Below are 26,825 nucleotides of genomic sequence, written 5' to 3'. Positions count from 1 at the left end.
ACTACAAATTATTTACTCCTACCTCCAACTTCCATCTTCCCGCTTTTTAAAACCAAGCTGCTAGACTTGTCGTAATAAAGAAATTTCCTTGTCTGAGCTCATTATTCTTTACAAAAATGGCATCTTTAGATGTAAAACCTCTCGCTTCTGTACGGAATACAACATTCTTAAAGATTGCATAATCAATATTCAGAGAGTATCCAAAAGTCTGAAATCCGTCTGGCGTTTTTGTACTAATAATAACTCCGTTTTTGTCATTGTAATATTCAAGTCTGCCTGCCAGAGCCCATTTGTCATCAAACTGGTATTTCATCAGCATATTGGGAGTGTACCAAATGTTGTATTGCTTGCTTCCTTTTGATTTTTGTTCGGCTCCGATATCTAAACCAAGAATTGTAGAAAACTTTTTCGTCAATTGAAAAATCCCATGCAGATCATGGAAATAGCGCATTCTTTTTTCTTCTTTTGCCTTATCATTTCCGATGAATGAGCTGCTGTTTAATGTAATTTTATCGCTTGGTTTATAGGTAACCTGATGTCCAAATGATATACTTTGATTTCCGTCGGCTTTTGCAATGCGCTGCCATCCGTTCAGAACCAACCCGCTTAGAAACCACTTTCCGCTGTCTGAAGTATAGGAAATTTTTGCTCCTGTTTCAAAGTATGGCGAATTTTCTGCTGCCAAACTTCTTGTCAGGTTCATATTATCCTTTCCAATAGCGCTTTCCCAACCGATATGGGAAGGCATTATTCCCGCATCAATCCAAAGTTTTTTATTTTTTGAAATTTTAATTCCAATACTCGCTTCATTTACATAACGTAGCGCTTCCTGTTCTGCAGCCATATTATCCTGTGCATAAGTTCCTGCCATTAAGGCTAAATTAGCCCGAAGATTTTCACTTTGATAGGTAGCTTTTACAAGTCCCAAATTAAGATTAAGCTCATTGTGACGGTTGTAGGAGTAGAGGAAATCCTGACGTTTATGGTGACCGGGCTCATTAAAATCATAGCTGTAAAAAAGCTCTGCATAGGCAGAAAAAGTGATCTTATTGCCAAGTTTCATCGAATCCGAAGACTGCTGTGCCTTCGGAAAAAACATCACAACCATCAATGCAATGACAAGATACTTTTTCATATTAAAATTTATTTTTTAAGAATTATAATTTGTTTAAACAGCCCGAAACAATTAAAATTAATTATTTCGGGCGTATAGAAAGTATTAAAAATCTAATTCTATTAATTAAAGCCTGAACATTACAGCTAAAGTCAATCTGCTGTCAGATTTTCTTAAATCCGGTCTCCAGGTGTCAACTGGTGTGTCGATCCATCCGTCCGGGCTGGTTGTTCCGCCGGATCCTGCAAAATAAGGGATATTACTTTTTCTGAATCCGTATTCCAATCTGAAAGTTACGAATTGATTCGGCATTAAATCCAGTGTTGCAGTTCCCTGAAACATTTTCAGCTTTTCTCCTTTTGCCAAGGCATCATTAAAATCATTATTGGCAACCGGAGAAGGAGAGAATGCCAAATAAGCTCCAGGATTTGAAATTGCGTCGGCTCTTAAAGATAAAGCAATTTTATTGTGATGGAACCAAAGTCTGTTGGCGATGGAAGTTCCGATCATATAATTGTCTTTTGCTTTCAAACCGCCACCGCTCTGGAATCCGTAATGGTTGTTGATGCTGAATGCCGCCTGTGACAAGCCGTTGCTCTCTTTATTATGGAAATATCTTGCAACAATACTGTGGTCATGATGAAAACGGCGCACCTCAGAATTATTTCTCGTGTCTTTTCCGTTTAAATAAAAATTGGCAACTAACTGAAGATTTTCATTTGGACGGTAATAGTTGGAAACTCCCAATCCAAGACCTTTGTTCCATGAATTATAACTTTGCCAGCCATTTAATAACCAAAGCTCAACCTTATATTTTTTTGAAGGATACGCCTGAATTCTTGCTCCCTGAAAATAAAACGGAGTAAAATCGCAGACCAAACTTCTCTGATAGTTCCAGTTTTCTCCTAAAACGTAACTTTCCAGACCGATGTAGCTCATGAAAATCCCGGCTTCAACATTCAAGCCGTTCATTACGTTGAAATGATAACCTGCCGCAGCTTCTCGAATATTTTTTAAGTTACTCACACTGGTATTTTTACCATGATTCACCGTTCCGTCCAAATCCTGAACAATAGAACCCATCTGTCCGTATTGCAACCATAAACGTCCGATCATATTTTTGTAATTGGTTTCTAAACCGATACTTGCCATATTGATGGTAAATTCATTGGAACGACCGATCGCTGCTGAAATCGTATGAGTATTATCTTTTGGATTTCGGAAATCGTAGTTGTAGTAGGCATCCACATAGGTGACACCTGTTAAAATCGTTTCTCCATCCTTATCTTTCAAGGTTAAAGGGAAATCTGTCTGGCGGTTTTGACCGTTGATCCAAGTCAGATCGTAGCCGTCGAAAGGAATTTTAGAATCCGTTTTTGTTATTAACGAATCTTTAGGTAAGGAAACAGAATCTTTCTTGATTTCCTGTGCATTCATGGAATTTAAAGCAAAAAATCCCAATAAAAAAATAGCCTGAATAGTTGTTGATTTCATTATATAAATATTGATAACAATGTGTTATTATTTTAAATTATCCAAAGCAATATTCAATTTCAAAACATTGACTTTAGACGGTCCTAAAACTGGTTTTCCCGTATGATTTTTAATAAGATTTTCAAGTTTTTCAACAGGAATATTTCTCACTTTTGCAATTCTTTTTACCTGGTATAAAGCTCCGTTCTCAGAAATATCAGGATCTAGTCCGCTTCCGCTTGCAGTAACCAATTCCACAGGAACTTTTACATTTATCATTTCGGGATTCTGCATTTTTAAAGTGTCAATTCTTTTCTGAACGGTTTGCAGATATTCTTCATTACTTGGTCCTTTGTTGCTTCCCGCACTTCCTGCAGCGTTGTAATCAACTGCAGATGGGCGACCGTGGAAATATTTTGGAGACGTAAAATTCTGACCGATATTGGCGTAAAATTTTTGACCTTTATAATTGATAATTTCTGCATTTCCCTGTGTCGGTAAAATTTTAGAACCTGCGTAAACGATGCCTAAATAAATTCCAATGATAACCAACATGACGAGCGTCAATCTGAATGCTGATAGAATATGATTTTTCATTTTAATTAAATTTTAAAAAAATAAACTGATAAATAAATCGATAAGCTTAATCCCGATAAACGGGACGATAACTCCGCCCAAACCGTAGATTAAAAGGTTTCTTCTCAACAATGCACTTGCACCGATCGGTTTATAAGCAACGCCTTTCAATGCCAATGGAATCAAAAATGGAATAATCAACGCATTGAAAATAATGGCCGATAAAATGGCCGATTCCGGACTGTGAAGATTCATGATATTCAACTTTTGAAGTGCAGGAATAAAGGTGATAAACAACGCCGGAATAATGGCAAAATATTTAGCAACGTCATTCGCAATACTGAAAGTTGTTAACGTTCCACGAGTCATTAATAGTTGTTTCCCGATTTCTACAATTTCAATCAATTTTGTTGGATCATTATCAAGATCGACCATGTTTCCGGCTTCTTTGGCAGCCTGTGTTCCGCTGTTCATGGCAACACCTACATCGGCCTGAGCTAGGGCAGGAGCGTCATTCGTTCCGTCACCCATCATAGCGACCAATTTACCTTCCTGCTGTTCTTTTTTGATGTAATTCATTTTATCTTCAGGCTTGGCTTCGGCGATAAAATCGTCTACACCTGCTTTTTCTGCGATAAATTTTGCGGTTAAAGGGTTATCACCCGTTACCATCACAGTTTTCACGCCCATTTTTCTCAATCGCTGAAAACGTTCCTGAATACCTGTTTTGATGATATCCTGAAGTTCAATAACTCCCCAAACTTTTTCATTAACGGAAACCACCAATGGAGTTCCACCGTTTTCAGAAATTTTAGTGGTTGCCTCATGAGTTTCAGGTGGGAAAATATTTCCGGCTTTCTCCGTCAGTTTTTTAATCGTATCATACGCTCCTTTTCGGATTCTTGTGTTTTCAAAATCAATACCTGAAGTTCTGGTTTCCGCTGTAAAATCGATATAAACAGGATTGGGAACAAGCAAGTCTTCTGATTTTAACTGGCTTAATTCTATAATTGATTTTCCTTCCGGAGTTTCATCAGCAACAGAACTTAATGCCGAAGCTTTAATGAATTCTTCAAGTTGAATTCCATTTGAAGGATGAAAATGCGTCGCTTTACGGTTTCCAATGGTAATGGTTCCTGTTTTATCAAGAAGCAGAACATCAATGTCTCCCGCAGTTTCAACGGCTTTACCACTTTTTGTGATGACATTTGCTCTCAACGCTCTGTCCATCCCGCGATTCCGATTGCAGAAAGCAGGCCGCCAATCGTTGTGGGAATCAAACAAACGAAAAGTGATATAAATGCCGCAATGGTGATCGGCGTCTGCGCAAAATCTGCAAAAGGTTTTAAAGTAACTGTAACTATTATGAAAGTGAGGGTAAACCCTGCTAAAAGTATTGTTAATGCGATTTCGTTAGGTGTTTTCTGTCTTGAAGCACCTTCTACAAGGGCAATCATTTTATCAAGAAAAGATTCTCCGGGTTTGGTGGTGACTTTTACTTTTATTCTGTCGGAAAGTACTTTTGTACCGCCTGTTACGGAACTTTTATCGCCTCCCGCTTCCCTGATTACGGGAGCACTTTCTCCGGTAATAGCAGATTCGTCGATTGTTGCTAACCCTTCAATAATTTCCCCGTCCATTGGGATCTGGTCGCCTGTTTCGCAAAGAAAAATATCTCCGAGTTTCATTTCGGCAGACATTTTTAAGGATGTTTCTATCTGAAATCCGGGTTTGTTATCGACGATAAGTTTTGCCGGAGTTTCCTCACGCGTTTTTCTTAACGTATCTGCCTGTGCTTTTCCTCTTGCTTCGGCGATGGCTTCGGCAAAATTGGCAAATAAAACCGTGAAAAAGAGAATGATAAAGACTAAAAAATTATAGGCAAAGCTTCCCTGTGATTTGTCTCCCGTTAAGCTGAATAAGCTTACGATAAACATGACCACTGTTCCGACTTCCACCAGAAACATGACAGGATTTTTAAACATGATTTTCGGATTCAGCTTAACGAAAGACTGTTTAATCGCTTCGTTCACCAAATCTTTTTGAAACAATGTTTGTGATTGATTTTTCATTTTAATTCTTAAAAATTTAAAGATTTAGAAATTCAGAGATTAAGAAATTAGATTGTGATTAAATTGATTTAAAAATGACTTCGAAAGAATAGACATGAAGTAATTTCTAAATTTCTCAATCTTTTTAATCTCTTAATTACCAAAGTATTTTAGTTGTTCTGCTATAGGTCCCAAAGTAAGCGCAGGGAAGAAAGACAGCGCGGCGATCAGAAGAATAACGGCTAACGTCATAAAGCCAAAGGTTGCGGTATCCGTTTTCAAGGTTCCTGAACTTTCCGGAATGTATTTTTTCTGTGCTAAACATCCTGCAATTGCGATCGGACCAATAATTGGGATAAATCTTGAAAATAAAAGGACAATTCCTGTTGAGATATTCCACCATGGGGTGTTGTCGCCCAATCCTTCGAATCCTGAACCGTTATTGGCTGATGAAGAAGTAAATTCATACAATATTTCACTGAATCCGTGAAAGCTTGGATTATTTAATGTTTTTGCTCCAAATTCCGGAAAATAAGCGGTTAAAGCGGTTCCGACAAGGATTAAAAAAGGGTGGAATAATGCAACGATCATCGCAATTTTCATTTCTTTGGCTTCAATCTTTTTACCCATGAATTCAGGGGTTCTTCCCACCATCAGACCACTGATAAATACAGCAAGAATGATGAAAATGAAATAATTCAGAACACCGACTCCACATCCGCCATAAAAACAGTTAATCATCATCGCGAGCATTTGATTCATTCCCGAAAGCGGCATCATACTGTCGTGCATCGAATTGACAGAACCTGTTGAAATAACGGTCGTTGCAATACTCCAATACGCTGAAGCCGCGCTTCCGAAACGGATTTCCTTACCTTCCATAGCACCGAGATGATTGTCGGTTCCCATTTGGGTTATTAAAGGATTTCCATTCGTTTCATTAATAATCGTCGGAACAGTCAATGCCAGAAAACCAATTGTCATAACGGTGAAAATTGTCCATGAAAGTTTTCTTTTCTTTAAATAAAATCCTAAAGCAAAAATCAATGCAAAAGGAATGATCATCTGAGTCACCATTTCGGTCATATTCGTCAGATAATTAGGATTTTCGAGCGGATGTGCCGAATTTGTGCCGAAAAATCCACCGCCGTTTGTTCCCAGATGTTTAATCGCGACAAAAGCTGCCGCCGGACCTCTGGAAACATCTGCTTTCTGACCTTCCAACGTTGTGATGTGGTCTTTTCCTTCAAATGTCATCGGGGTTCCGTTGGCTGAAAGGATAAAAGCTACCACAATGCTGATCGGGATTAATATTCTGATCATTGATTTGGTGAAAAAATCATAGAAATTCCCTAATTCCGTAGTCGTTTTTTCTTTAAATGCTTTAAAAAGTACCGCCATGGCAGCCATTCCGGTTGCGGCCGTTACAAATTGCAAGAACATTAAGTATAACTGACTCAAATAACTGACTCCCGTTTCTCCCGAATAATGCTGTAAATTACAGTTAACCAGGAAAGAAATTGCCGTATTAAAAGCCAGATCGGGCGACATATTCGGATTTCCGTCCGGATTCAAAGGAAGCCATGATTGATTTAATAAGATAAAAAATCCGAAAATAAGCCAAACAAAATTTATAGTCAGCATGGCGAACATATTCTGTTTCCATGTCATTTGTTTCTCCGGATTAATGCCTGAAATTTTATAAATCAAATTTTCAATCGGCTGAAAAATTTTATCTAAAAAAGTTTTTTTGTAGCCGTACACATTAGCAATATACTTTCCTAAGAAAATACCAATTACTAAAGTGATCGCGAACATCGCTACGATGCCTAGAATTTCTGTATTCATGATTTTTGGTTAAAATTTTTCAGGTTTCGTTAAAACATAGCAGATGTACCCAAAAGCCAGTATCGAAAGGATAAATAAACTCCACATAATTTTATATTTTATCAAAAAATTCAACGGATTTGTACAGTAACAAAAACATGAGAATACACAATAAACATAAAGTGGTCAGTATCATATCGCTGCAATTAATGTTAGAATGGTGAAGACTACATATGAAACCATCAGCAAACTCAATGTTGAGTGCTCAGGTTTTTTGAACGTTTTTCTTGAAATTGTCATTTTTAGAATATTTTATTTATATCCATAATGCCAAAAGAAGAACCGTTTTGTCTAAATGCGAGGTAAATGCTTTGCTGGTAATGTGTTGCGGGATTTCGAGGTAGTACCACAAAACAAAAAAGCCTATCATTTTGATAGGCTCGTTATTATAATGATAAGGTGCTTTAGATTGTAAGCAGATTTTAACGTAAAAGTTTTCAAACTCTTAAACACTAAAATTCTCAAACCCTCAAACCCTTACACTCATCTTAGTTCGTACTCTTCCAGTTTACGATATAGTGTTGCTATGCCGATTTCCAGCAGTCTTGCGGCTTCCGCTTTATTTCCTTTTGTGTATTGCAGGACCTTTAAAATGTGTTCTTTCTCTAAGGATTTTATACTAAAAGAATCTTTTTCTGTAGTATTTTTTTCAGAATAATGGGGAAGGCTTTCTGCATTTAAAATGTTGTCATTCATTAAGATCAGACTTCTTTCGATCGTATTTCTTAATTCGCGAATATTCCCTTTCCAGTCATTTTTTTCTAAGATTTTGTAGTAATCAGGGTCAACATGGACTGCCGTTAAATGAAGTTTCTGTGAAAAAACACTGATGAAATTTTTAGCCAGAGCTTTTAAATCATCTTTTCGCTCACGAAGGGCAGGAAGAGTAATTTCAAAAACATTTAATCTGAAATACAGATCTTCCCGGAAATTTCCCTGTTTTATTTCATCTTCTAAATTTCTGTTGGTGGCAGCAATCAGCCTGAAATCGGACTTTGAGACTTTCGTTTCCCCCATTTTGATGAATTCTTTCGTTTCCAAAACACGAAGTAATTTTGCCTGAAGTTCGATGGGCATTTCGCCGATTTCGTCCAAAAATAAAGTTCCGCCGTTGGCTTCTTCGATAAGACCTTTTTTGTCTTTTACAGCACCAGTGAAAGATCCTGCTTTATGCCCGAAAAGCTCGCTTTCCAGGATTTCTTTGCTGAATGCGGAACAATTGATGGCGACAAAGCTGTTTTTTTTTCGGTCGCTTCCTTCGTGAATAGCGTTGGCAAAAACCTCTTTTCCCGTTCCTGTTTCTCCTGTCAGAAGGACGGTTGCATCGGTCAGGGCAACTTTTTCCGCCAGTTTTTTAGCCTGAAGAATTAGTGGAGAATTTCCTATAATTCTGTCGAATCCCTTTTGGTCACTGCTTTTTTGAACGATCTTAAATTTGTTGTCCTTTGATTTTTCCAATGCTTTATACACCAACGGAATAATTTTCTCGTTATCGTCCCCTTTTACTAAATAATCGTAAGTTCCGTTTTTCATTGCCTGAACAGCATCAGTAATATTTCCAAAAGCGGTCATCAGAATGATTTCCAGATGAGGATATTTTGCTTTAATAGATTTCACGAGATCAACTCCGAAGGCATCGGGAAGCCGGACATCACTCAGCACGACATCAAAATCGTATTGTTCGAGCATCGTCATCGCAGAACGTGCTGTGGAAGCTTCTTTTACGTTAAAATTTTCTTGGGAAAGGATCATTCCTAACAGTTTTAGGAGCTTGATCTCGTCATCGATGATCAGAATGTTTCCGGACATGATTGTAATTTTTGGAAAACTACTGCAAACTTATCGAATTTATTTGGTAAAAAAGGAAAATAAGCGAATAAGCAATGATCATTCATCACCGGGTTATTTATTATTTATATTTTTTAGAGCTTCTTCCAGCTTTACGTTGCAATCTTTTTTTTCAAAAAAGGATTTCCACTGCAATCTGGGCTAGGGTATTTGTCGTCATCATTATTATTTGTCATTGCGAGGAGCGAAGCGACGAAGCAATCTCATTGAATTATTTTATTTGGAGTGCGTCACTTAGTTTAGATCCTTTCAGGATGACAAGCTGAGTGTGAAGTGTAATGCTGATCGAATCTTGAGATTGCTTCGCTGCTTTTGAATTACGTTCGCAGATCTTCAGTCTGGGGAGGTGACGAAAATTCTTTGGAATTTTTGATGGGGTGGTTTTAAAGTGTGAATTTTAAACGTGAATTGTCAGCAGTCAATTTTCCCAGCTTCATATATATTCACAATTCATTTCCTAGCCCCGATAGGAACGGTTACCCCGCAGCCAGGAGTGGGAGGGTTTTAGGGTTTGGTGTTGGAGCGCGTTGGCGCGAGGAGTATGAGTGGATAGCGGGAAATTGCTCCAAAAAAAATAAAATAATTTTACAAGCTTTTATCCCTTTTTATCATTCAACAATTACCACAATAGATGGAATAGTAAGAAAATTATAAATGGTTACTTTTTGATTCCTTACATTTGTAAGGCATTCTGATTTTAAAGAATGAAAATGAATTTACATATGATTGACAAAAGATATAAGGAGACGGTTCATACAGATAAAAACAACTACGAATATATCACAATTTCCAATGACGAGAATAAAGTAAGAATTTATACTTTAAAAAATGGCTTAAAGGTTTTTCTTGCCCAGAATTTTGATGCCCCGAGAATTCAGACGTACATTCCCGTGAGAACTGGAAGCAATAACGATCCTTCTGATAATACAGGTTTGGCGCATTATCTTGAACATATGATGTTTAAAGGAACATCGAAAATAGGAACACAAAACTGGCAGAAAGAAAAAGAGTTATTAGACCAGATTTCAGATTTATACGAGCAGCATAAAGCAGAAAATAACGCTGAAAAAAAGAAAGAAATTTACAGAAAAATAGATGAAGTTTCCCAGGAAGCAAGTCAGTATGCCATTGCCAATGAATATGATAAGGCGATTTCTTCATTAGGTGCAACTGGAACAAACGCACATACATGGTTTGATGAAACGGTTTATAAAAATAATATTCCAAATAACGAACTTGAAAAATGGCTGAAAATCGAAAAAGAAAGGTTTTCAGAAATGGTTTTACGCCTTTTTCATACAGAATTGGAGTCGGTTTATGAAGAATTCAACAGAGCCCAGGATAATGACACGAGATTGGTGAATTATGAGCTGATGGATGCTCTTTTTCCAACGCATCCGAACGGCCAGCAGACAACTCTGGGAAATCCTGAACATCTGAAAAATCCTTCTATGAAGGCGATTCACAAATATTTTGATGAATATTATGTTCCTAATAATTACGCTATGGTTTTGGTGGGAGATCTTGATTTTGAAGAAACGATAAAGCTTTTGGATCAATATTTTGGTACAATTCCTTATAAAGAGCTTCCAAAGAAAACTCCGATTGTAGAAAAACCGATCGCCGGGATTGTAAAAAGAACCGTGAAAAGCCCGACTACGCCGAGAGTTCAGCTTGCCTGGCGCACAGAAAGTTATGGAACAAGGGAAGCCATGCTGGCGGATATTGTCGTGAATGTTTTAAGCAACAGAGGAGAAGCAGGATTGTTGGATTTAAATATCAATCAGACGCAAAAACTGCTTTGGGGACAGGCTTTTTCAGTTGGTTTAAAAGAATACGGTTATTTTTCGATTGTTGCTGTTCCGAAAGAAACTCAAACACTGGATGAAGCCAAGGAAATGGTTTTGGAACAAATTGAATTATTGAAAAAAGGCGAGTTTCCGGATTGGATGCTTCCCGCGATCATCAATGATTTTAAAATTCAGAGAATGAAAGGGCTTGAAACTGCAGACGGATTAGCTACAAACCTTTATGACACGTACATTAAAGGCAGAACCTGGGAACAGGAATTGAATGAAATGGACGAATATGCCGGATTTACAAAAGAAGATGTTGTAGAATTTGCCAATGAATTTTTCAAAGACAATTACGTAATTGTTTACAAGGAAAAAGGAATTAACGACAAATTAGTAAGAGTTGAAAACCCGGGAATTACACCCGTGAAAATCAATCGTGAGTCGCAATCTGAATTTTTAAAGCAGATTTTAGCGGAAAAAACGGAAGATATTCAACCTGAATTTATTGATTATCAGAAAGAAATAAAAACAGCGCAGATTAAAGACAAAAAGCTGAGCTTCGTTAAAAATAAATACAACGATATCGCGCAGATACATTTTATTTTTCCTTTTGGAAGCGATAATGACCGGGAATTGGGCATTTCTACGCAGATTTTACAGTATTTGGGAACGGAAAAATTTTCACCCGAAGATCTGAAAAAAGAGTTCTTTAAAATCGGAATTAGCAATGATTTTAAAACAAATAACGACCAGCTTATAATCTCCTTAAATGGCTTGGAAGAAAACATTGAAGAAGGCATACAGCTGCTTCAACACTGGATGTATAAGGTGAAGCCCGACCAGGAAATTTACAGGCAGTTTGTAGAAACGGTCCTGGAAAATCGTGAAGCTACCAAAAAAGATAAAAACCGTATCATGACTGCTTTGACCAATTATACAAAGCTTGGTGAATTTTCCCGTTTTACGGATATTATTTCAAAAGAAGAGCTTGAAAACAGCAATGTCGAGGCGTTTACAGACAGGATGAAAAAGCTGTTTAAATACAACTATCAGATATTTTTCTACGGGAAAGATTTTGAAAATTTTAAAGGATATATTGACAAATATGTCGAAACGGAAAGCCTCCAAGTTCCTGAACCAAAGCAATATCCGGAACCCGAAACCAAAGGAAATGTGTATTTTATCAATTACGATATGGTGCAGATGGAAATGAGTAAGATCGGAAGAGGTCATGACGTAAATACCGCCAACTTCGGAAAGATCAATGTTTTTAATGAATATTTCGGGAGAGGATTGTCCTCAATTGTTTTTCAGGAAATCCGTGAGAGTAAAAGTTTAGCGTATTCGGCGTATGTTTCTTATGCTGCAAATTCGGAACTTTCTCATCCTGATTATGTTACGACCTATATCGGAACACAGCCGGACAAGCTTCAAATTGCCGTCGATACAATGGATGAGCTGATGAATGAGCTTCCTGAAGTGCCAACTCAGTTTGAAAATGCAAAAAATGCCGCCTTAAAACAAATTGCTTCCACAAGAATCACCAGAACGAATATTTTCTTTAATACATTAAGGTTGAAAAAATTAAACATTCATCACGATTTTAGGAAAAATATTTATGAGCAGATTCAAAATTTAACTTTTGAAGATATCAAGCAGTTTTATCAGACAGAAATTAAACCTTTACACTTTAATACAGCCATTATCGGTAAAAAAGAAAACCTCAATAAGGAAGCTGTCAATCAAATGGGAACCTTCTCGGAATTGAGTTTAAAAGATATTTTCGGACATTAAATGGAAGCCACGAAGTGGCGACTTAACAACAGTCAGGATGATACAAATAAATTTTACAAAAAGAGACTTCTAAAAAGTCTCTTTTTTCTATGTCATAACGCAATCCCCGTCACCATCCTGATAATCAGGATTGAAATTCGGTGGAAGATGGTGAATCAATTCTTTGTGGAATAAATACCTTCTCTCGAAATTTTTTTGATAGATTTTAGGAAATTTTTTCGTTGAATTTATTTTTTGATTCAATTTAGTCTGATAGCTGGTCAGCATTTTAACTTTATTTTTTACTATGAAATAATTTAAAAAGTTGACAAATTTATCTAAATCTTCATTTGAAAATAAATACGAAACCTTCAAATGTCCGTCTCTTAAAAGTAGGAGAGAACAGGTAATTAAATTATTATTTTTATTATAAATTTTAATCCAGAAATATTTAAATTCTTCTGCAAAACTTGAGAAAAGGTAATTTTTATTCTCCTTTTTACTTTCCAAAACCCAAGGATTTTCTATTAACCAATTAATTTCTCCCGCATTTCTGTTGCTGTGGAATTTTGAAATAAAATTGGCACTTTCGGAATCAATTGTATCAATAATTTCAAACTTAAAATCAGGTTTTTTGATAAAGCTGTTTTTAACGGAAATAAAAGAATTGATAATTTGATCTAAAACACTAAAAATTGGTTTAAAATTTTTTGTTGAAGTTTTTTTTGACGGAATTAAAGTTTTAAAATCTGTCCTGAAATAATATCTTTTCCCGATTTTGGGCTGGATATATTCAAATACCCCGGTTTTATTGTATAAATTTTCTGCTTCTTTGGTGAATTCTGTGATGGCAATATTTTCGTTATAATCTTCAAATGCTTTATTTAACAGCGTTTGTGCAATCCTTTTTCCACGAAATTCATTGCTCACGTACAAAGTGCTTAACCACGCGTAATTGAATATTTTTCCGTCAATTTTAAAATTATCGGGAAAACATCCTAAATATCCGGCTAATTTTTCATCATCAAAAGCAAGAAAAAGCAACGTTTGATCATCATTTGCCTTTGGATTTTTAATCTGGGAAATTGCCCTGTGCTTTGTAATAGGCAGAAAATCATGCTTTTCGAAATCACCGGATGATACAAATTCTTCAAGACCTTTTTTATCTAATGTTTTAAGATGTATCATTTTCTTAAAATGGTGTTTTTGTTAAAAATTTTCTTCAAATTGAAATAAGCGATTTCTTTTTTTAATATTAATTCCGCATTTTCACCAGTTTCCATCGGGATTCTTTGAAAGTTTTTTTCAATGCTGTCTAATTTGATTCCTGCGCTGCCAAAAGTGCAAAACATATCCTGGTTTTTAAATAATTCATCAAAGAATTTTTTTTCAACGCCAAAATCTGTAAACGGAAAAGCAAAACTATCATATAAAAAATTATTTTCCTTCAAATAATCAAATGTTTTTTGTGTGGTCTCGAGTTTTTGGCTTAAAGTCAATTCGTTATACAAAGGATGATCCCAGCTGTGAGATGAAATCCCGAATCCTTTCTGAGTTAAAATATTTAATTGATCGAAGCTTAAATATGGTTTTTGTTCGTTTAAAAACGAATTAAAGTTGATTTCAAGTATGTCAGCAAGATGATCAAGAAGTTCTTTTTTTGAATAGCTGATTTTTAAAATTTGCTGTTTAAGATTTTCTTTTGATGATAAAATGTTGTAAATCTCAGGATTAATAATTTTATTTTTCTCAATTTCATTAATAATTAAACTTGCTTTACAACGAAACATCAAGTCCTGGTTGTCAATAAAAGCAGGATTGATAAAGTTGACGGCATAAATCCCTTTTCTTTCTAAAATAGGAACTACAACATCATAAAATTCCCTGAAGCCATCATCAAAAGTAAGTAAAGCGATCTTTTTTTTAGGCTTGAAATTACCTTTTACGAAATCTTTAAATTCATCCCAAGTTACAAACTGAAAATACTTTGAAAAAAAATCTATATCTGCTTCAAACTGCTTTACATTTTTATATTGTATGATGTGATTAAGATGTGTAAGATTTTCATCAGAAACGCAATGATAAACAGGAAGACAATAATCTAAAGGGAAAGTTTCATTAAAATTTTCCTTTTCAAAATTCGCTAAAAAATTGATGATTCTGTCTTTGATCATTACGTTGTTATTAATAAAAAAAATCTACTTAAATTAAACCGGAAAAGGCAAATTTAAATAGATTTTTAAGATTTTATGGTTAAAAATTACTTTACAACTTTCATTTCATCGATCAGCCATTTTGAATCGGCAAATTTATCGATGATAAAAAGGATATATTTTGTGTCAACCATAATATTTCGGCTGAAACGGGGATCATAATTGATATCGCTCATTGTACCTTCCCATTGTCTGTCGAAGTTTAATCCCACAAGATTTCCGTTGGCATCCAAAGCCGGACTTCCTGAATTTCCGCCCGTTGTGTGGTTGGTTGCCGTAAATCCTACAGGTACATCGCCGGTTTTATCTTTATAATTTCCAAAATCTTTTTTAGAGTAAAGATCAATCAGCTTCTTAGGAACGTCAAACTCGTAATCTCCCGGAATATATTTTTCCATTACCCCTGCCAAATGCGTCTGATAATCGTAAGAAACGGCATCTCTTGGTGAAGAACCTTTCACTTTTCCATAGGTTACACGAAGCGTGGAATTGGCATCCGGGAAAAATTTTCTGTCTTTATCCGTTGACATTTGCTGAGCCATGAACGTTTTTTGCAAACCATCAATTTTTGCCTGCATCGAAGTAAACTGAGGGTCCGCTTTTGCCATGTAAGTATCTCTCATGGCAACATAAAGCTGATAAACAGGATCTTTTTTCAATGTTTTGATCAATTTATCCTGATTAGAAAATGCTTTGTCAATGTCTTTGTTCAAAGAAGTTCCGTTCACTTCAGATCTTCCTGAGATGATCGAATTTTTAGAAATTTCTTCTATATTTTGAATGTTTTGGTTTTCATTTTTATACTTTTCAAAGCCTGCAGGTAAAAACTGTGGAGCTGTTTTGTTGGCATAGAGAGCCAATAATTTTGCCGTTACTTTTGCATCCAGTTCACCACTGTAATCTTTGTAGAATGCTGCAAGTTTGCTTTTTGTTTTGGCAAGTTCTTTTTCATCCATTCTTCCGGCTTCTACTGCTGCGATGTAGTTGTAATAATCACCGGCAAGCTTCAATGTTTCCGCATTTCTGATTACTTCCGTGTAATAGGCATTATTTAAAGCAAAAGGGGCCTGATCGGTGTATAATTTATTTAGCTGGTCAATAGTTGACTTAATCTCAGGATTTTTAGAGACTAAAGAACCTTCATACATTACTTTTTTCTGAACGGCATTTGATTTTTTCAACCCTTCAGCTTCACCTATCCATTTTTTCCAATAGTTGGCTACAGAAGCGTATTTTGAGGCATATTTGATACGTGTTGCATTGTCTGCACGCATTTTTTCGTCTAACGTTTTTAAAGCAACGTCACGAACTGCGATTTTTGCAGGATCAATTTCCGTCATGATCTTCTCAACAGCAATTGCCGGAAGATATTCCGTTGTTCTTCCCGGAAATCCGAAGACAAAAGTGAAGTCGTTCTCGTTTTTATCCTTAATGGAAACCGGAAGATAGTGCTTCGGAACGTAAGGAACGTTGTCTTTTGAATATTCTGCAGGCTTGTTGTTTTTATCGGCATAAATTCTGAACATCGAGAAATCTCCCGTATGTCTTGGCCAAACCCAGTTGTCGGTATCAGAACCGAATTTCCCGATGCTTTGCGGCGGTGCGCCTACCAAACGGATATCTTTGAAGGTTTCGATTGTGTAAGCGTAATATTTATTTCCGTAATACATTGATTTTACGGAAATTGACTGATAAGGCTCAGTTTTCTGAGAGTTTTTATAAACTTCAGTATTTTTTGCGATTTGTTTTGAAAGTTCAGGTTCTGTAAGATGGTCTGTTCCTTCTAAAATTTGATTCGTAACTTCTTTGATATCTACGATAAAATCTACGGTTACCCCCGGATTCTCAAGTTCTCCGCTCATATTTTTAGCCCAGAAACCGTTTGATAAAAGGTCATTTTCTACGGTAGAATGTGCCTGAATCTGTCCATAGCCGCAATGGTGATTGGTCAGCAATAATCCTTTAGGAGAAATAATTTCAGCAGTACAGCCTCCGTTGAATTGTACGACCGCATCTTTTATGCTTGGTTTTTGAGGATTGAAGATATCTTTGGCGGAAATTTTCATTCCTAAGTCTTTCATTTCCTTTTCATTAAGCTCTGTCGGGATCCACATTCCCCCGTACTGCTGGGCAAAAGCCATCGTTGCCGGCAAAAGAAATACAGATAGAAGTATCTTTTTTGTCATAATCAAAATTTTGCCCAATTTACAAAGAAAAAGGGAGATTTTGATTATGAAAACGGTGAATTGTGAATCGTTAATGGTGAATTTTTACCTGCTGATTTGACTGAGTTTTTTTAATAATTGACAATTGACCTTTCACAATTGACTTATTTATTTTTTAAAACTGATACGCAATAATCTGAATATCTTCTCTGAGGTCTTTCATCAAGGCTTCATGATTGCGGTTTTTTCCTGTGAGAATCCAGGTTGTGGCGAGATTTCCCTGTGTATATTGTTGTTTTGAAATGATAAATTTTAATTGATGCTTTTTAAAAAGATCTTCACAGTGAGGAAGGAATTTAGCTTCCGTGACGGCGATTTTATATTCACGTATTTTGTGATTTTTATCAATATATTTCTCAAAAAAGGTAAGAAAGCTTAAAACTATTAATACCAAAAGGGTTCCTAAAAAGGCAAGATAAACGTAGCCCGATCCGACTGACATTCCGATGGATGCTGTAGCCCAAATGGTCGTCGCGGTTGTAATTCCTTCAATTTTATTATCACCTTTAAAAATAACCCCGGCGCCCAGAAAACCTATTCCTGTAATAATATTGGCTGCAATACGGTCCTGATCATTAACGCCGATTTTAATGGAAAGCATGGTAAAAAGGCAGGCTCCGAAACAGACAAGGATAAATGTCCGTAATCCTGCAGATTTGTTTCTGTATTCCCGTTCTGTGCCGATAAAAAGCCCTAAAAGCACGGAAATGAATATCAGTAAAAGTTCATTTTTGATAGAATGATCCTGTAAAAATTCCATGTTTTATATTTTAACTTAATGCAGATAAAAATACGATAAAATCTTCAGATTTATGGCTTTAAAAGCAAAAAAGACTGCCTAAAGACAGTCTTTTATTGATAGGTATTGATAATTAATTCTTAATAAATTTCTGCGTTACAGATTTATCTTTTGTGAATAATTTAATGATATAATTTCCTTTTGTAAGTGCGGAAACATTGACAGAATTGTCTGTTACGCTTGTAGAATTTAAAATTCTTCCCGAAGCGTCATAGATTTCTGCTTTTACAACTTTCTCTTTTGATTTAATGAATAAAACATCTTTCGCCGGATTCGGATAAGTGCTGAACTGCGTTTTATCATGATTAATTTCCGTTGTTCCTAGAATATTCTGAACAGTTGTTGTGTAATTATTCGTGATAATCGGAGCATTGTAATCGAAATAAATATTGGCTTTATTGCTGAAGCTGTCGCCAAGATTTAAGGTAGATTTTGTTTTAATTTTAAATGAAACATATCCGTCGTTTGTTGCATCATTGAAAGGAAGCTGTATGTTTTCAAAAATAAATTCTGCGGTGTTTCCTGTAATTTTTGTGTTAAAACTGTGGCTTGCGGTAAGAGGAACTAAGCTTGAAATATCAAATTTTGTAGCATCGATATCATCTTTTACCACAATATTCTGTGCATTTGCCGTTCCTGTATTTTCAAATCTGATCACGTAATGTACATAATCCCCAACTTGAGCCTGAGTAATAGAAGTTCCTTCAAGACAGGTTTTATCGTTCGGGTCAAAAGAATTGACAACCGTTTGATGTAATGTAAATGTATTGTCTAAAGGGGTCTCATCCGCTGCTCCGTTAATCTGCGCCGTGTAATGAAGAATATCACCTCCGTTTAAAGCCGGGGTCTGAGTTGGAGTATTTAAAAGGAAAAGTGCAAAAATCTCTCTCGTTTCGAATGGAAGAAGATTGGTGAAATTCCAGCTTAAGGATCCTGTTGACTGAGAGGCAGGCGCAAGAGTAGAGCTTGTGTAATTCATCAGGTCATCATTATAATTGAATGCTAGATTTCCTGATTGTGTTGTTGTGCCTTTGTTTTTATAGATAATTTTATATACTCCTGTAAAGCCCGGAGCAGCCAGTATTACAGGAATTATTACAACTTCCAGGTCATTGTGTGTTCCGTTGGCTGTAAGACAGAAGTTTTGTGTCAGCGGGCTGGTTTGTGTCGGGAAATTTACGGTAAAGCTTGTTGGTGAAATAGTAAAATAAGCAGGATTTTCAATAACCGGCGTAACCGTATGAGTTCCACTTTGTACGGGTAATGTATAATTTCCTGAATGATCCGCAATAAAGCTTCCGATACCTCCGGTTCCTACAATATTAAATTTTTGAAAAGCCTTATTTAAATCATTGCTGCTGCAGCCATTATTGTCAGAATCATATTTTACATTTCCCAATATAGTATGGAAGATTCCTCCGGGTGTAAAACTACAGTATGAGTTGGCAATGAAATGATTACCATTATAATTAGACAAAATTTGCATATAATAATTCTCCAGAAAAATGTTGCTGTCTATGCAGGCATATTTTAAATTAGGAATATTTTCAAAATTTGTGGCGCTTTCATAACTGCCGTTTTTTATAAAAAGATATTGTAAAGAAGGCGTGTTACCTACCAAAAGGTCTTGCAGATTGGTCTGCGCATTCAGATTAATAGTCTGCAAATTAGTGTGCATGGAGCTAAAACCTTTAATTTTAGTAAGCCCTGTTAAATCAATTGAAGAAATAGGATTATTTCCAAAATATAAATATTCTAAATTTGGTAAACCGGCTACATTTAAAGCACTTAAATTATTGCTGTCACAGTCTAAAGTTTTTAAATTTGGTTTATTGGCCAGATTTAAAGAGGTTAACTGATTTCCACTACAACGTAAATCTTCCAAACTGGGCAGGTTAGAGATGTTTAACGAAGTAAGTTGGGTCGAACGGCACCAAAGCCACTTTAAATTAAGTAAATTATTGGCATTCAAAGAGGTTATCGGATTATAAGAAACGTGTAGCTGTTGTAAATTGGGCAGGGAAGTAGCATCTACAGCGGTCAGATTATTAAAATCAACATTTAAGTATTTTAAATTCTGAAATGCTTCAACTCCGGACAGATTGGTAATTAAATTTATTGTCTGGTTCTGAGTTGCTCCAAGAAATAAATTATAGACCGTTAAAGCTTCACTCACCTCAATTTCATTATTTGAATTAAGGTCAATCTTTATATTATTGTGATTAATATCCTGGGCGGTATTGTTGGTGACATTGGCTGCCAGTAATTTTGCTTTTAAAACCGGATCCGGGATATTTACGATTTGTGCCTGAAATACAGAAAACAAAATCATCAACATGATTAAGTAGATTTTTTTCATGAATTCTTATTAGTTTGTTATTTTTTTTAATCGTTTATTAATGAATGCACAAAAATAAACCATTGAAACGATATCTCAATGGCTCATTATGTAATTATTTTTAAACAATAGATTATTGCTTTTCAATTAGATCTAAAAACTGCTGTTCATCAAGGATTTCAATTGTTCCGATGTCCTGCGCTTTTTTTAGTTTGCTTCCGGCTTTCTCGCCTACAACAAGGAAATTCAGGTTTTTAGAAACAGCAGAAATATTTTTTCCGCCGTGTTTTTCTACCATTTCTTCGGCTGCTTCTCTTGTGAATAATGACAGTTTCCCGGTAAAAAGGAAGGTTTTTCCGTCTAAAACATTGGATAAAACTTCATTGGTATTTTCTCCTTTTTCAAGCTGAACGCCATAAGATTTTAAGCGTTCCAGCATTAAAATATTTTCAGGATTTTTGAAAAATTCTACAATGCTCACCGCAATTTTAATTCCGATATCTTCAACCTGGCAAAGTTCTTCTTCAGAAGCGTTTTTCAAGTCTTCAATAGTCGGGAAGTTTTTAACTAATTTCTTTGCAACCGTTTCTCCGACGTGCTTTATCCCAATTCCGTACAAAACTTTTTCAAACGGAATTTCTTTTGATTTTTCGATTCCCGTGATGATATTTTGAGCAGATTTTTCAGCCATTCTTTCCAACGGAAGAAGCTGTTCTTTTGTTAAAGCATAAAAATCGGCAGGGTTTTCAATTAATCTTTCTCTGTAAAGCTGCTCGATCGTTTCGCTTCCCAGATTATCAATATTTAAAGCTTTTCTGGAAACATAATGAATCATTCTTCCCACAACCTGTGGCGGACAATGCAGCTCATTCGGACAAAAATGAATTGCCTGATCTACAATTTTTACAAGCTCTGTTCCGCATTCGGGACAATGTTTGATGTATTCAATTTCCTTGCTTTCGGAAGTTCTTTTTTCTGTATTTACGCCAACGATTTTAGGAATAATTTCACCTCCTTTTTCTACATAAACGAAATCATTTTCATGTAAATCGAGTTTTTTGATAATATCTTCATTATGTAAAGACGCTCTTTTTACGATGGTTCCGGCAAGCAAGATCGGTTTCAGGTTGGCAACCGGAGTGATCGCGCCCGTTCTTCCGACCTGATAAGAAACACTTTGTAATTGGGTTTCCACTTTTTCAGCTTTAAATTTATAAGCCATTGCCCAGCGTGGAGATTTTGCGGTATATCCAAGCTGTCTTTGTTGCTGTAATGAATTGACTTTTAATACAATCCCGTCAATCTCAAAAGGTAAATGATGACGTTCTGCATCCCAAAAATTGATAAATTCTTTTACCTGATCCAAAGTTGTACACAATTTTGCCTGTTGAGAGGTCTTGAAGCCCCAGGTTTTAGCTTTTTCAAGAAGTTCCCAATGGGTCTCGGCAGGGATTTCCTCAGAAATATATTGATACAAAACGGATGAAAGAGAACGTTTTCTCACTTCTGCGCTGTCCTGCATTTTTAAGCTTCCGCTTGCCGTATTCCGTGGATTCATAAAAGGGTCTAAACCTTCTTCTTCACGCAGTTTATTGATCTTATCGAAATTTTTTCTGGTTAAATAAATCTCCCCGCGCATAAAAAAATGATTCGGAAAATCACCTTTCAACGTCAGAGGAATATCTGAAATGGTTCTTACATTTGCAGTAATTTCATCACCCTGAAAACCGTCTCCACGGGTCACAGCCTGCACCAGCTTCCCGTTTTCATATAAAATAGAAATCGAAGCGCCGTCGTATTTCAGTTCTGCAACAAATTCTACAGGATCAGCAATCGTTTTGATGATTCTTTTTTCCCAGTCTTCCAGATCATCAAAATCATAAGAATTATCGAGAGAATACATTCTGAATTTATGCTGAATCGTCGGGAAATTTTTCGTCACAGCCCCGCCAACACGCAAAGTAGGAGAATTATCATCGTGAAATTCCGGATATTGGGCTTCAAGCTCCTGAAGTTCTTTTAATTGAGCATCAAATTCGAAATCTGAAATGGTAGGCTCATCCAGAATATAGTAATTGTAATTATGCTGATGCAGTTCCTCACGAATCTGTTCTATCTTTTGTTGAATGTTTTCGGACATTGGTTTTCTATCTTTTAAGCAAAAATAACTAAAGTAATTTCATTTAAAAAATAAGAGAATTAAATATTGTAATAAAATTAAAATCACGTAACATATTTTAACCGATTGATTTTGATTAGAATAAATTACATGTTTACATTGATTTAACATCATGTTATGATTTAATTGAAAAATTGTTAAAACTCCCTTAAACACTCGTCTCATTAAGTCAGAATACCTTTGCGCCAGCTAATTTGAAGAAATGAAAAAAGTAAAGATTGTATTGGGTTTATTATTCCTGAGTATGGGAACGATGGCATACGCGCAAACTACACAGGCTTCGATTGTAGGAAAAGTGACAGGCATCGGAAATGCAGCTCAGGAAAAAGTTAAAGTAACGATCGTCAACGAATCGACGGGTTTTAAAACGGAAACGGAAACAAACTCGAAAGGAGAGTATATTTTTAAGGAAATCCCATTGGGAGGGCCTTATACGGTACTTGTAAACGACGAAAAAAAAGAAGGGTACAACGTAAACTTCGGCGACCAGGTTACGGTAAACGTAAATCTTGGTACCGGAGAAAAAACGATCGAAGAAGTAATCGTTACCGGAAATCTTAAAAATAAAATCGGAAACTTAGGCGCTGCAACAGCAATCACTGCAAAAAATATCGGAATCCTTCCTGTGAACGGAAGAAATTTCGCCAGCCTTGCCGATCTTTCTCCTTTGAGTGGAAAAAACGGAAATTTATCCGGTCAGCTAGGTTCTTCAACGAACTTCACGATTGACGGGATGACAGCGAAAAACCCAACTTCTGCAGGAGCGACAACAAGCCGAAGCGGTGCGCCATTCTCAATTTCAATTGAAGCAGTTCGTGAATTTAAAGTGACCACCAATCAATATGATGTAACGCTGGGAAGAAGCGGTGGTGGTACGGTAAGTGCCGTAACGAAATCAGGAACCAATAAGTTTTCGGGAAGCGCCTGGGAATATTTAAGAACAAACTGGCTTTCGAGTCCGTACGACATCAGAGGGAATAAAAGAGAAAATGATTTCTCGACTTCTCAGTTCGGTTTTTCATTGGGCGGACCGATCATTAAAAATAAATTACACTTCTTTGCGGCTTGGGATCATCAGTTGGATTCAAGACCGTTGCAGATTGCTGACATCAAATCGCATGATGATGAGCTGAGATTGAATACAACAACAGCAACGCTTAATAAATTCTTAGATGTCGCAAGAGCAAAATACGGCGTTGGAAACACGCCACAGTTCGGAAGCTTCGACAAAGTAAGAAATTCTGATACAGGATTTTTACGTTTAGACTGGCAGATTAACGACAAAAACTTATTGACATTAAGAAATAACTTTACTTACGATTTAAATAAAAACGGATTGGCAGACAATACTGCGATCAATTTCTATGAATCTTACGGGAACGACAAAAACTGGGACAACAGCTTGCTATTGACTTTAAGATCAAACTTAAAGCCTAATATGACCAACGAATTGAAGGCTCAATATTTATACACTTCGCAGGACAGTTACCAGAATGATGAATTGGGACACGCTGTTCCTAGGGCAATCGTAGAAAATGTACTTTCTAATATCGACGGGAAAGACCGTGGGACGAATATTCAGATCGGAGGTCACCGTTTCGGGCAGGAAGGTTTCAGAAATAATGTTATTCAGGTTGTAGACAACTTATATTACAACACCGATAAAATCAAATATACTTTCGGTGCTGATTTGATGTACACAAAAGCAAGATCAGTATATGGAAGTGAGGTGAACGGTAGATTCCATTTCAGGGAAGCGGCAACAAACCCCAGCAATCTTTTCAATTTTGAAAACATGACGGCTTACAGATTCTACAGAGAAGTTCCTTTGGTGGACGATCCTTCTGTAAAGTCTAATATCTGGAATGTAGGAGTTTACGGTCAGTTGCAGACAAAAATTGTAAAAGGTCTTGATTTAATGGCTGGTTTAAGATTGGATTACGGAGGATATCCTAAAGCTCAGTTTAATCAGAAATTATTTGATCAAATGGGAATCAGAACCGATAATCAGATCAAATCATTCGTTATTCAGCCAAGATTCCAGTTTGATTGGAATATTAATGAAGGAAATAAGGATTTCGTGAAATTCGGTGCCGGAATTTTCTCTTCGGATATCAACAATTATATGGTTATCAATAATTTGGTGTTTGACGGAAATCATTTGGCTACTGTGGATGTTAACCCTTCCCAGATTGGTCTTACTCCGGATTTTATCAGTTATAGAAATGATTACGGAACGGTTCCTACCCTTTCGCAATACCAGCTTCCAACGATTAACTATACAGGAGAAGATGCAAAAATCCCAATCGTTTATAAGGCAAATATCTCTTATACCCACTTCTTTAACGAAAGATTCAGAGCGGGAGTTGCGGGTTACATGGCTTTAGGGAGAAATAATTACTTCTATTACGACAGAAACATGGTGTCAAACCCATATTTTACATTAAGCAATGAAGGAAACAGAGGAGTTTATGTTCCTTTAAGCTCAATCAATGCCAACGGAACATTAGACTGGAAAGCGGGAAGAATTAACCAAAATTTCGGAAGAGTTCTAGAGCTTGTAAGCGATGGTAAAGTAAACCAGTTCTCGTTCGTGGTCGACACAAGTTACCGTTATTGGAGAGATGGTGAAATCACAGCAAGCTACACATGGTCTGACATCAAAGATAACACCTCATACAACGGAAATGTAGCCAACTCAGCGACCTTATCAACAATGGTGCAGGGTGATCCGAGAGATTTGAGAATGTCATATTCTGATAACCAGTTCCGTAACAAAATCGTGTTGTATGGTAACTCACCGACAATTGCAGGATTCACAATCGGGATCAGATATTCAGGAATCGGAGGAACACGTTTCTCTTTAACGGCGGGAGGAAATATTAACGGAGATTTCGTTGATACAAATGATCTGGCGTATGTTTTCCCAAATCTTACACAGACTTTAATTGAAAATCCTGAAGTGGGAGATGCATTGAAAAATTACATCACGGATTACAACAATAAAATCGCAGAAAGAAACGCCGGTAAAAACGGATTCTACGGAGTTTGGGATATTCGTGTAGCGAAAAAAATCAAGTTTGAAAAAATCGGTGCTTTTGAGCTTTCGGTTGATATTTTTAACTTCGCTAACTTGCTTAACAAAGAATGGGGCGTTAACAAATCATACGGAAATACTGCTTTATACAGAATTACAGGTTTCGATGCAGCGACAAAACAGTTTAAATACAGCTTGAATACAAGTGGTTTGGAACCTTTGTCAGGAAATCCTTATCAGATTCAGATTGGAGCGAAATATTCATTCTAAAAAATGTGAAATGTGAATGGTCAATTGTGAATTTAGTATAGAGCCAATTAATTAAGCATCTTATTGACAATTGACTTGCAAAGCAAAATTGACCATTCACTTTAATACATAGTGAATTAACTTTGTAATCAATTTTAAAGTGATATTTTTATAATTGATAATTGACTTGCAAAGCAAAATTGACCATTCACTTTAATACATAGTGAATTAACTTTGTAATCAATTTTAAAGTGATATTTTTATAATTGACAATTGACTTGCAAAGCAAAATTGACCATTCACCTTAATACATAGTGAATTAACTTTGTAATCAATTTTAAAGTGATATTTTTATAATTGACAATTGACTTGCAAAGCAAAATTGACCATTCACTTTTTAATAATAATTATCTCATTATATTATGAAAAAAATTATCTTAGGGTTAGCAGTTTTAAGCACAATTGTAATGAACGCACAAACCCAAATTATAGCACACAGAGGTTACTGGCAGACACAACCTCCAACAACGGAAAATTCGATCAAATCGTTAGAAAATGCCCAGAATTTGAAAATTTACGGTTCTGAATTCGATGTTAGAATGACGAAAGACGGTGTTTTGGTGGTAAATCACGATGAGCATCACGAAAAAATGGAAATTTCAGAAACCGATTTCAAGGAATTGAAAAAAGTGAAATTATCAAACGGTGAAGATTTTCCAACGTTAAAAGATTATTTAAAGCAAGGAAAAAAAGATAAAGCGTTAAAGCTTATTGTTGAGATTAAACCAGACAAAACGAAGGAAAAAGAAGATGAATTGACCGCAAAAACCATCAAAATGGTGAAAGATATGAAGCTGGAATCTCAAAGTGAGTTTATTTCTTTCAGCTTGAATATCTGCAAAGAAATTAAAAGACTTGAGCCGACATTCAAAGTTCAGTATCTGAAAGGAGAATTGTCTCCGGAGCAGATCAAAAAAGAAGGTTTAGACGGAATCGACTATCACTACAGCATTTTCCAGAAAAACCCGACCTGGATTTCGGAAGCAAAAGCATTAGGTTTAGTGACCAACGTCTGGACGGTAAATGATGTGGCAATCGCAAATGAATTAAAAGCGCAGGGGGTAGATTTTATCACGACAAATATTCCTGATCAGCTGAAATAATTACTTTTTACTTTTATATATTAGATTCAGAGATTTTTTTACGCCTGTCTTCTTTGGGAGACAGGCTTTTTTTGTGGTTAAATTTTAGCTTAAATACAATTGAT

General features: G+C 36.1%; 14 protein-coding genes and 1 pseudogene. 3 read left to right on the top strand and 12 right to left on the bottom strand.

Annotated features, from left to right (window positions below; translation table 11 throughout):
• Positions 1-46: 46 nt before the first annotated feature.
• The 6 genes and pseudogenes from BLT04_RS02910 to BLT04_RS02885 form a co-directional block, all read right to left on the bottom strand.
• The gene (locus BLT04_RS02910; protein WP_089753490.1) at positions 47-1,135 is read right to left on the bottom strand and encodes a porin; all 1,089 of its coding nucleotides are present in this window, start codon (positions 1,133-1,135) and stop codon (positions 47-49) included.
• A gap of 105 nt (positions 1,136-1,240) precedes the next feature.
• A complete protein-coding gene (locus tag BLT04_RS02905) occupies positions 1,241-2,608 on the bottom strand; it encodes an outer membrane beta-barrel protein (RefSeq protein ID WP_089753489.1) in 1,368 nt (455 codons plus the stop codon).
• A gap of 27 nt (positions 2,609-2,635) precedes the next feature.
• Positions 2,636-3,184, bottom strand: a complete 549-nt coding sequence (gene kdpC / locus BLT04_RS02900; protein WP_089753487.1) for a K(+)-transporting ATPase subunit C — start codon at positions 3,182-3,184, stop codon at positions 2,636-2,638.
• Between the two features lie 12 nt (positions 3,185-3,196).
• Positions 3,197-5,235: pseudogene (gene kdpB, locus BLT04_RS02895) on the bottom strand (potassium-transporting ATPase subunit KdpB).
• Between the two features lie 132 nt (positions 5,236-5,367).
• On the bottom strand, positions 5,368-7,062 hold the full coding sequence (gene kdpA / locus BLT04_RS02890; RefSeq protein ID WP_089753486.1) for a potassium-transporting ATPase subunit KdpA: 1,695 nt from the start codon (positions 7,060-7,062) through the stop codon (positions 5,368-5,370).
• A 522-nt stretch (positions 7,063-7,584) separates the two neighbouring features.
• Positions 7,585-8,910: a sigma-54-dependent transcriptional regulator gene (locus BLT04_RS02885; RefSeq protein ID WP_089753484.1), complete on the bottom strand. Its 1,326-nt coding sequence runs from the start codon at positions 8,908-8,910 to the stop codon at positions 7,585-7,587.
• 749 nt (positions 8,911-9,659) lie between these two features.
• On the opposite strand from BLT04_RS02885, the gene BLT04_RS02880 reads away from it, so the two are divergent.
• Positions 9,660-12,539 carry a M16 family metallopeptidase gene (locus BLT04_RS02880; RefSeq protein ID WP_394331104.1) on the top strand — a complete coding sequence of 960 codons (2,880 nt, stop codon included), beginning with the start codon at positions 9,660-9,662 and terminating at the stop codon, positions 12,537-12,539.
• 87 nt (positions 12,540-12,626) lie between these two features.
• Here the strand turns inward: BLT04_RS02880 and BLT04_RS02875 are convergent, their stop codons facing one another.
• The 6 genes from BLT04_RS02875 to ligA form a co-directional block, all read right to left on the bottom strand.
• The gene (locus BLT04_RS02875; RefSeq protein ID WP_089753482.1) at positions 12,627-13,706 is read right to left on the bottom strand and encodes a GNAT family N-acetyltransferase; all 1,080 of its coding nucleotides are present in this window, start codon (positions 13,704-13,706) and stop codon (positions 12,627-12,629) included.
• Complete coding sequence (locus BLT04_RS02870; protein ID WP_228421892.1) at positions 13,703-14,692, bottom strand: polysaccharide deacetylase family protein; 990 nt, start codon at positions 14,690-14,692, stop codon at positions 13,703-13,705. Before BLT04_RS02870 ends, BLT04_RS02875 begins: the two co-directional genes overlap by 4 nt.
• An 86-nt stretch (positions 14,693-14,778) precedes the next feature.
• Positions 14,779-16,917, bottom strand: coding sequence for a S46 family peptidase (locus BLT04_RS02865; RefSeq protein ID WP_089753479.1), 2,139 nt, complete (start codon positions 16,915-16,917; stop codon positions 14,779-14,781).
• Positions 16,918-17,071: 154 nt separating this feature from the next.
• Positions 17,072-17,716, bottom strand: a complete 645-nt coding sequence (locus BLT04_RS02860) for an MgtC/SapB family protein (RefSeq protein WP_089753477.1) — start codon at positions 17,714-17,716, stop codon at positions 17,072-17,074.
• Positions 17,717-17,828: 112 nt separating this feature from the next.
• A complete protein-coding gene (locus BLT04_RS02855) occupies positions 17,829-20,114 on the bottom strand; it encodes a DUF7619 domain-containing protein (protein ID WP_089753475.1) in 2,286 nt (761 codons plus the stop codon).
• 112 nt (positions 20,115-20,226) lie between these two features.
• Complete coding sequence (gene ligA, locus BLT04_RS02850) at positions 20,227-22,233, bottom strand: NAD-dependent DNA ligase LigA (RefSeq protein WP_089753472.1); 2,007 nt, start codon at positions 22,231-22,233, stop codon at positions 20,227-20,229.
• Positions 22,234-22,474: 241 nt separating this feature from the next.
• On the opposite strand from ligA, the gene BLT04_RS02845 reads away from it, so the two are divergent.
• Both BLT04_RS02845 and BLT04_RS02840 read left to right on the top strand, forming a co-directional pair.
• Positions 22,475-25,579 carry a TonB-dependent receptor gene (locus BLT04_RS02845; RefSeq protein WP_089753469.1) on the top strand — a complete coding sequence of 1,035 codons (3,105 nt, stop codon included), beginning with the start codon at positions 22,475-22,477 and terminating at the stop codon, positions 25,577-25,579.
• Positions 25,580-25,980: 401 nt separating this feature from the next.
• On the top strand, positions 25,981-26,721 hold the full coding sequence (locus BLT04_RS02840) for a glycerophosphodiester phosphodiesterase family protein (protein ID WP_089753467.1): 741 nt from the start codon (positions 25,981-25,983) through the stop codon (positions 26,719-26,721).
• Positions 26,722-26,825: the final 104 nt, after the last annotated feature.

Origin of the sequence: Chryseobacterium soldanellicola, from assembly GCF_900100115.1 — a bacterium.
In the GTDB taxonomy this organism is placed as follows: Bacteria; Bacteroidota; Bacteroidia; order Flavobacteriales; family Weeksellaceae; genus Chryseobacterium; species Chryseobacterium soldanellicola.
This window is presented reverse-complemented; position numbering and strand designations above follow the sequence as displayed.

What these genes read in the sequence shown, in the direction of transcription:
- BLT04_RS02910 (WP_089753490.1), bottom strand. Translation starts at nt 1,135, where the DNA reads ATGAAAAAGTATCTTGTCATTGCATTGATGGTTGTGATGTTTTTTCCG.
- BLT04_RS02905 (WP_089753489.1), bottom strand. Translation starts at nt 2,608, where the DNA reads ATGAAATCAACAACTATTCAGGCTATTTTTTTATTGGGATTTTTTGCT.
- kdpC (WP_089753487.1), bottom strand. Translation starts at nt 3,184, where the DNA reads ATGAAAAATCATATTCTATCAGCATTCAGATTGACGCTCGTCATGTTG.
- kdpA (WP_089753486.1), bottom strand. Translation starts at nt 7,062, where the DNA reads ATGAATACAGAAATTCTAGGCATCGTAGCGATGTTCGCGATCACTTTA.
- BLT04_RS02885 (WP_089753484.1), bottom strand. Translation starts at nt 8,910, where the DNA reads ATGTCCGGAAACATTCTGATCATCGATGACGAGATCAAGCTCCTAAAA.
- BLT04_RS02880 (WP_394331104.1), top strand. Translation starts at nt 9,660, where the DNA reads ATGAATTTACATATGATTGACAAAAGATATAAGGAGACGGTTCATACA.
- BLT04_RS02875 (WP_089753482.1), bottom strand. Translation starts at nt 13,706, where the DNA reads ATGATACATCTTAAAACATTAGATAAAAAAGGTCTTGAAGAATTTGTA.
- BLT04_RS02870 (WP_228421892.1), bottom strand. Translation starts at nt 14,692, where the DNA reads ATGATCAAAGACAGAATCATCAATTTTTTAGCGAATTTTGAAAAGGAA.
- BLT04_RS02865 (WP_089753479.1), bottom strand. Translation starts at nt 16,917, where the DNA reads ATGACAAAAAAGATACTTCTATCTGTATTTCTTTTGCCGGCAACGATG.
- BLT04_RS02860 (WP_089753477.1), bottom strand. Translation starts at nt 17,716, where the DNA reads ATGGAATTTTTACAGGATCATTCTATCAAAAATGAACTTTTACTGATA.
- BLT04_RS02855 (WP_089753475.1), bottom strand. Translation starts at nt 20,114, where the DNA reads ATGAAAAAAATCTACTTAATCATGTTGATGATTTTGTTTTCTGTATTT.
- ligA (WP_089753472.1), bottom strand. Translation starts at nt 22,233, where the DNA reads ATGTCCGAAAACATTCAACAAAAGATAGAACAGATTCGTGAGGAACTG.
- BLT04_RS02845 (WP_089753469.1), top strand. Translation starts at nt 22,475, where the DNA reads ATGAAAAAAGTAAAGATTGTATTGGGTTTATTATTCCTGAGTATGGGA.
- BLT04_RS02840 (WP_089753467.1), top strand. Translation starts at nt 25,981, where the DNA reads ATGAAAAAAATTATCTTAGGGTTAGCAGTTTTAAGCACAATTGTAATG.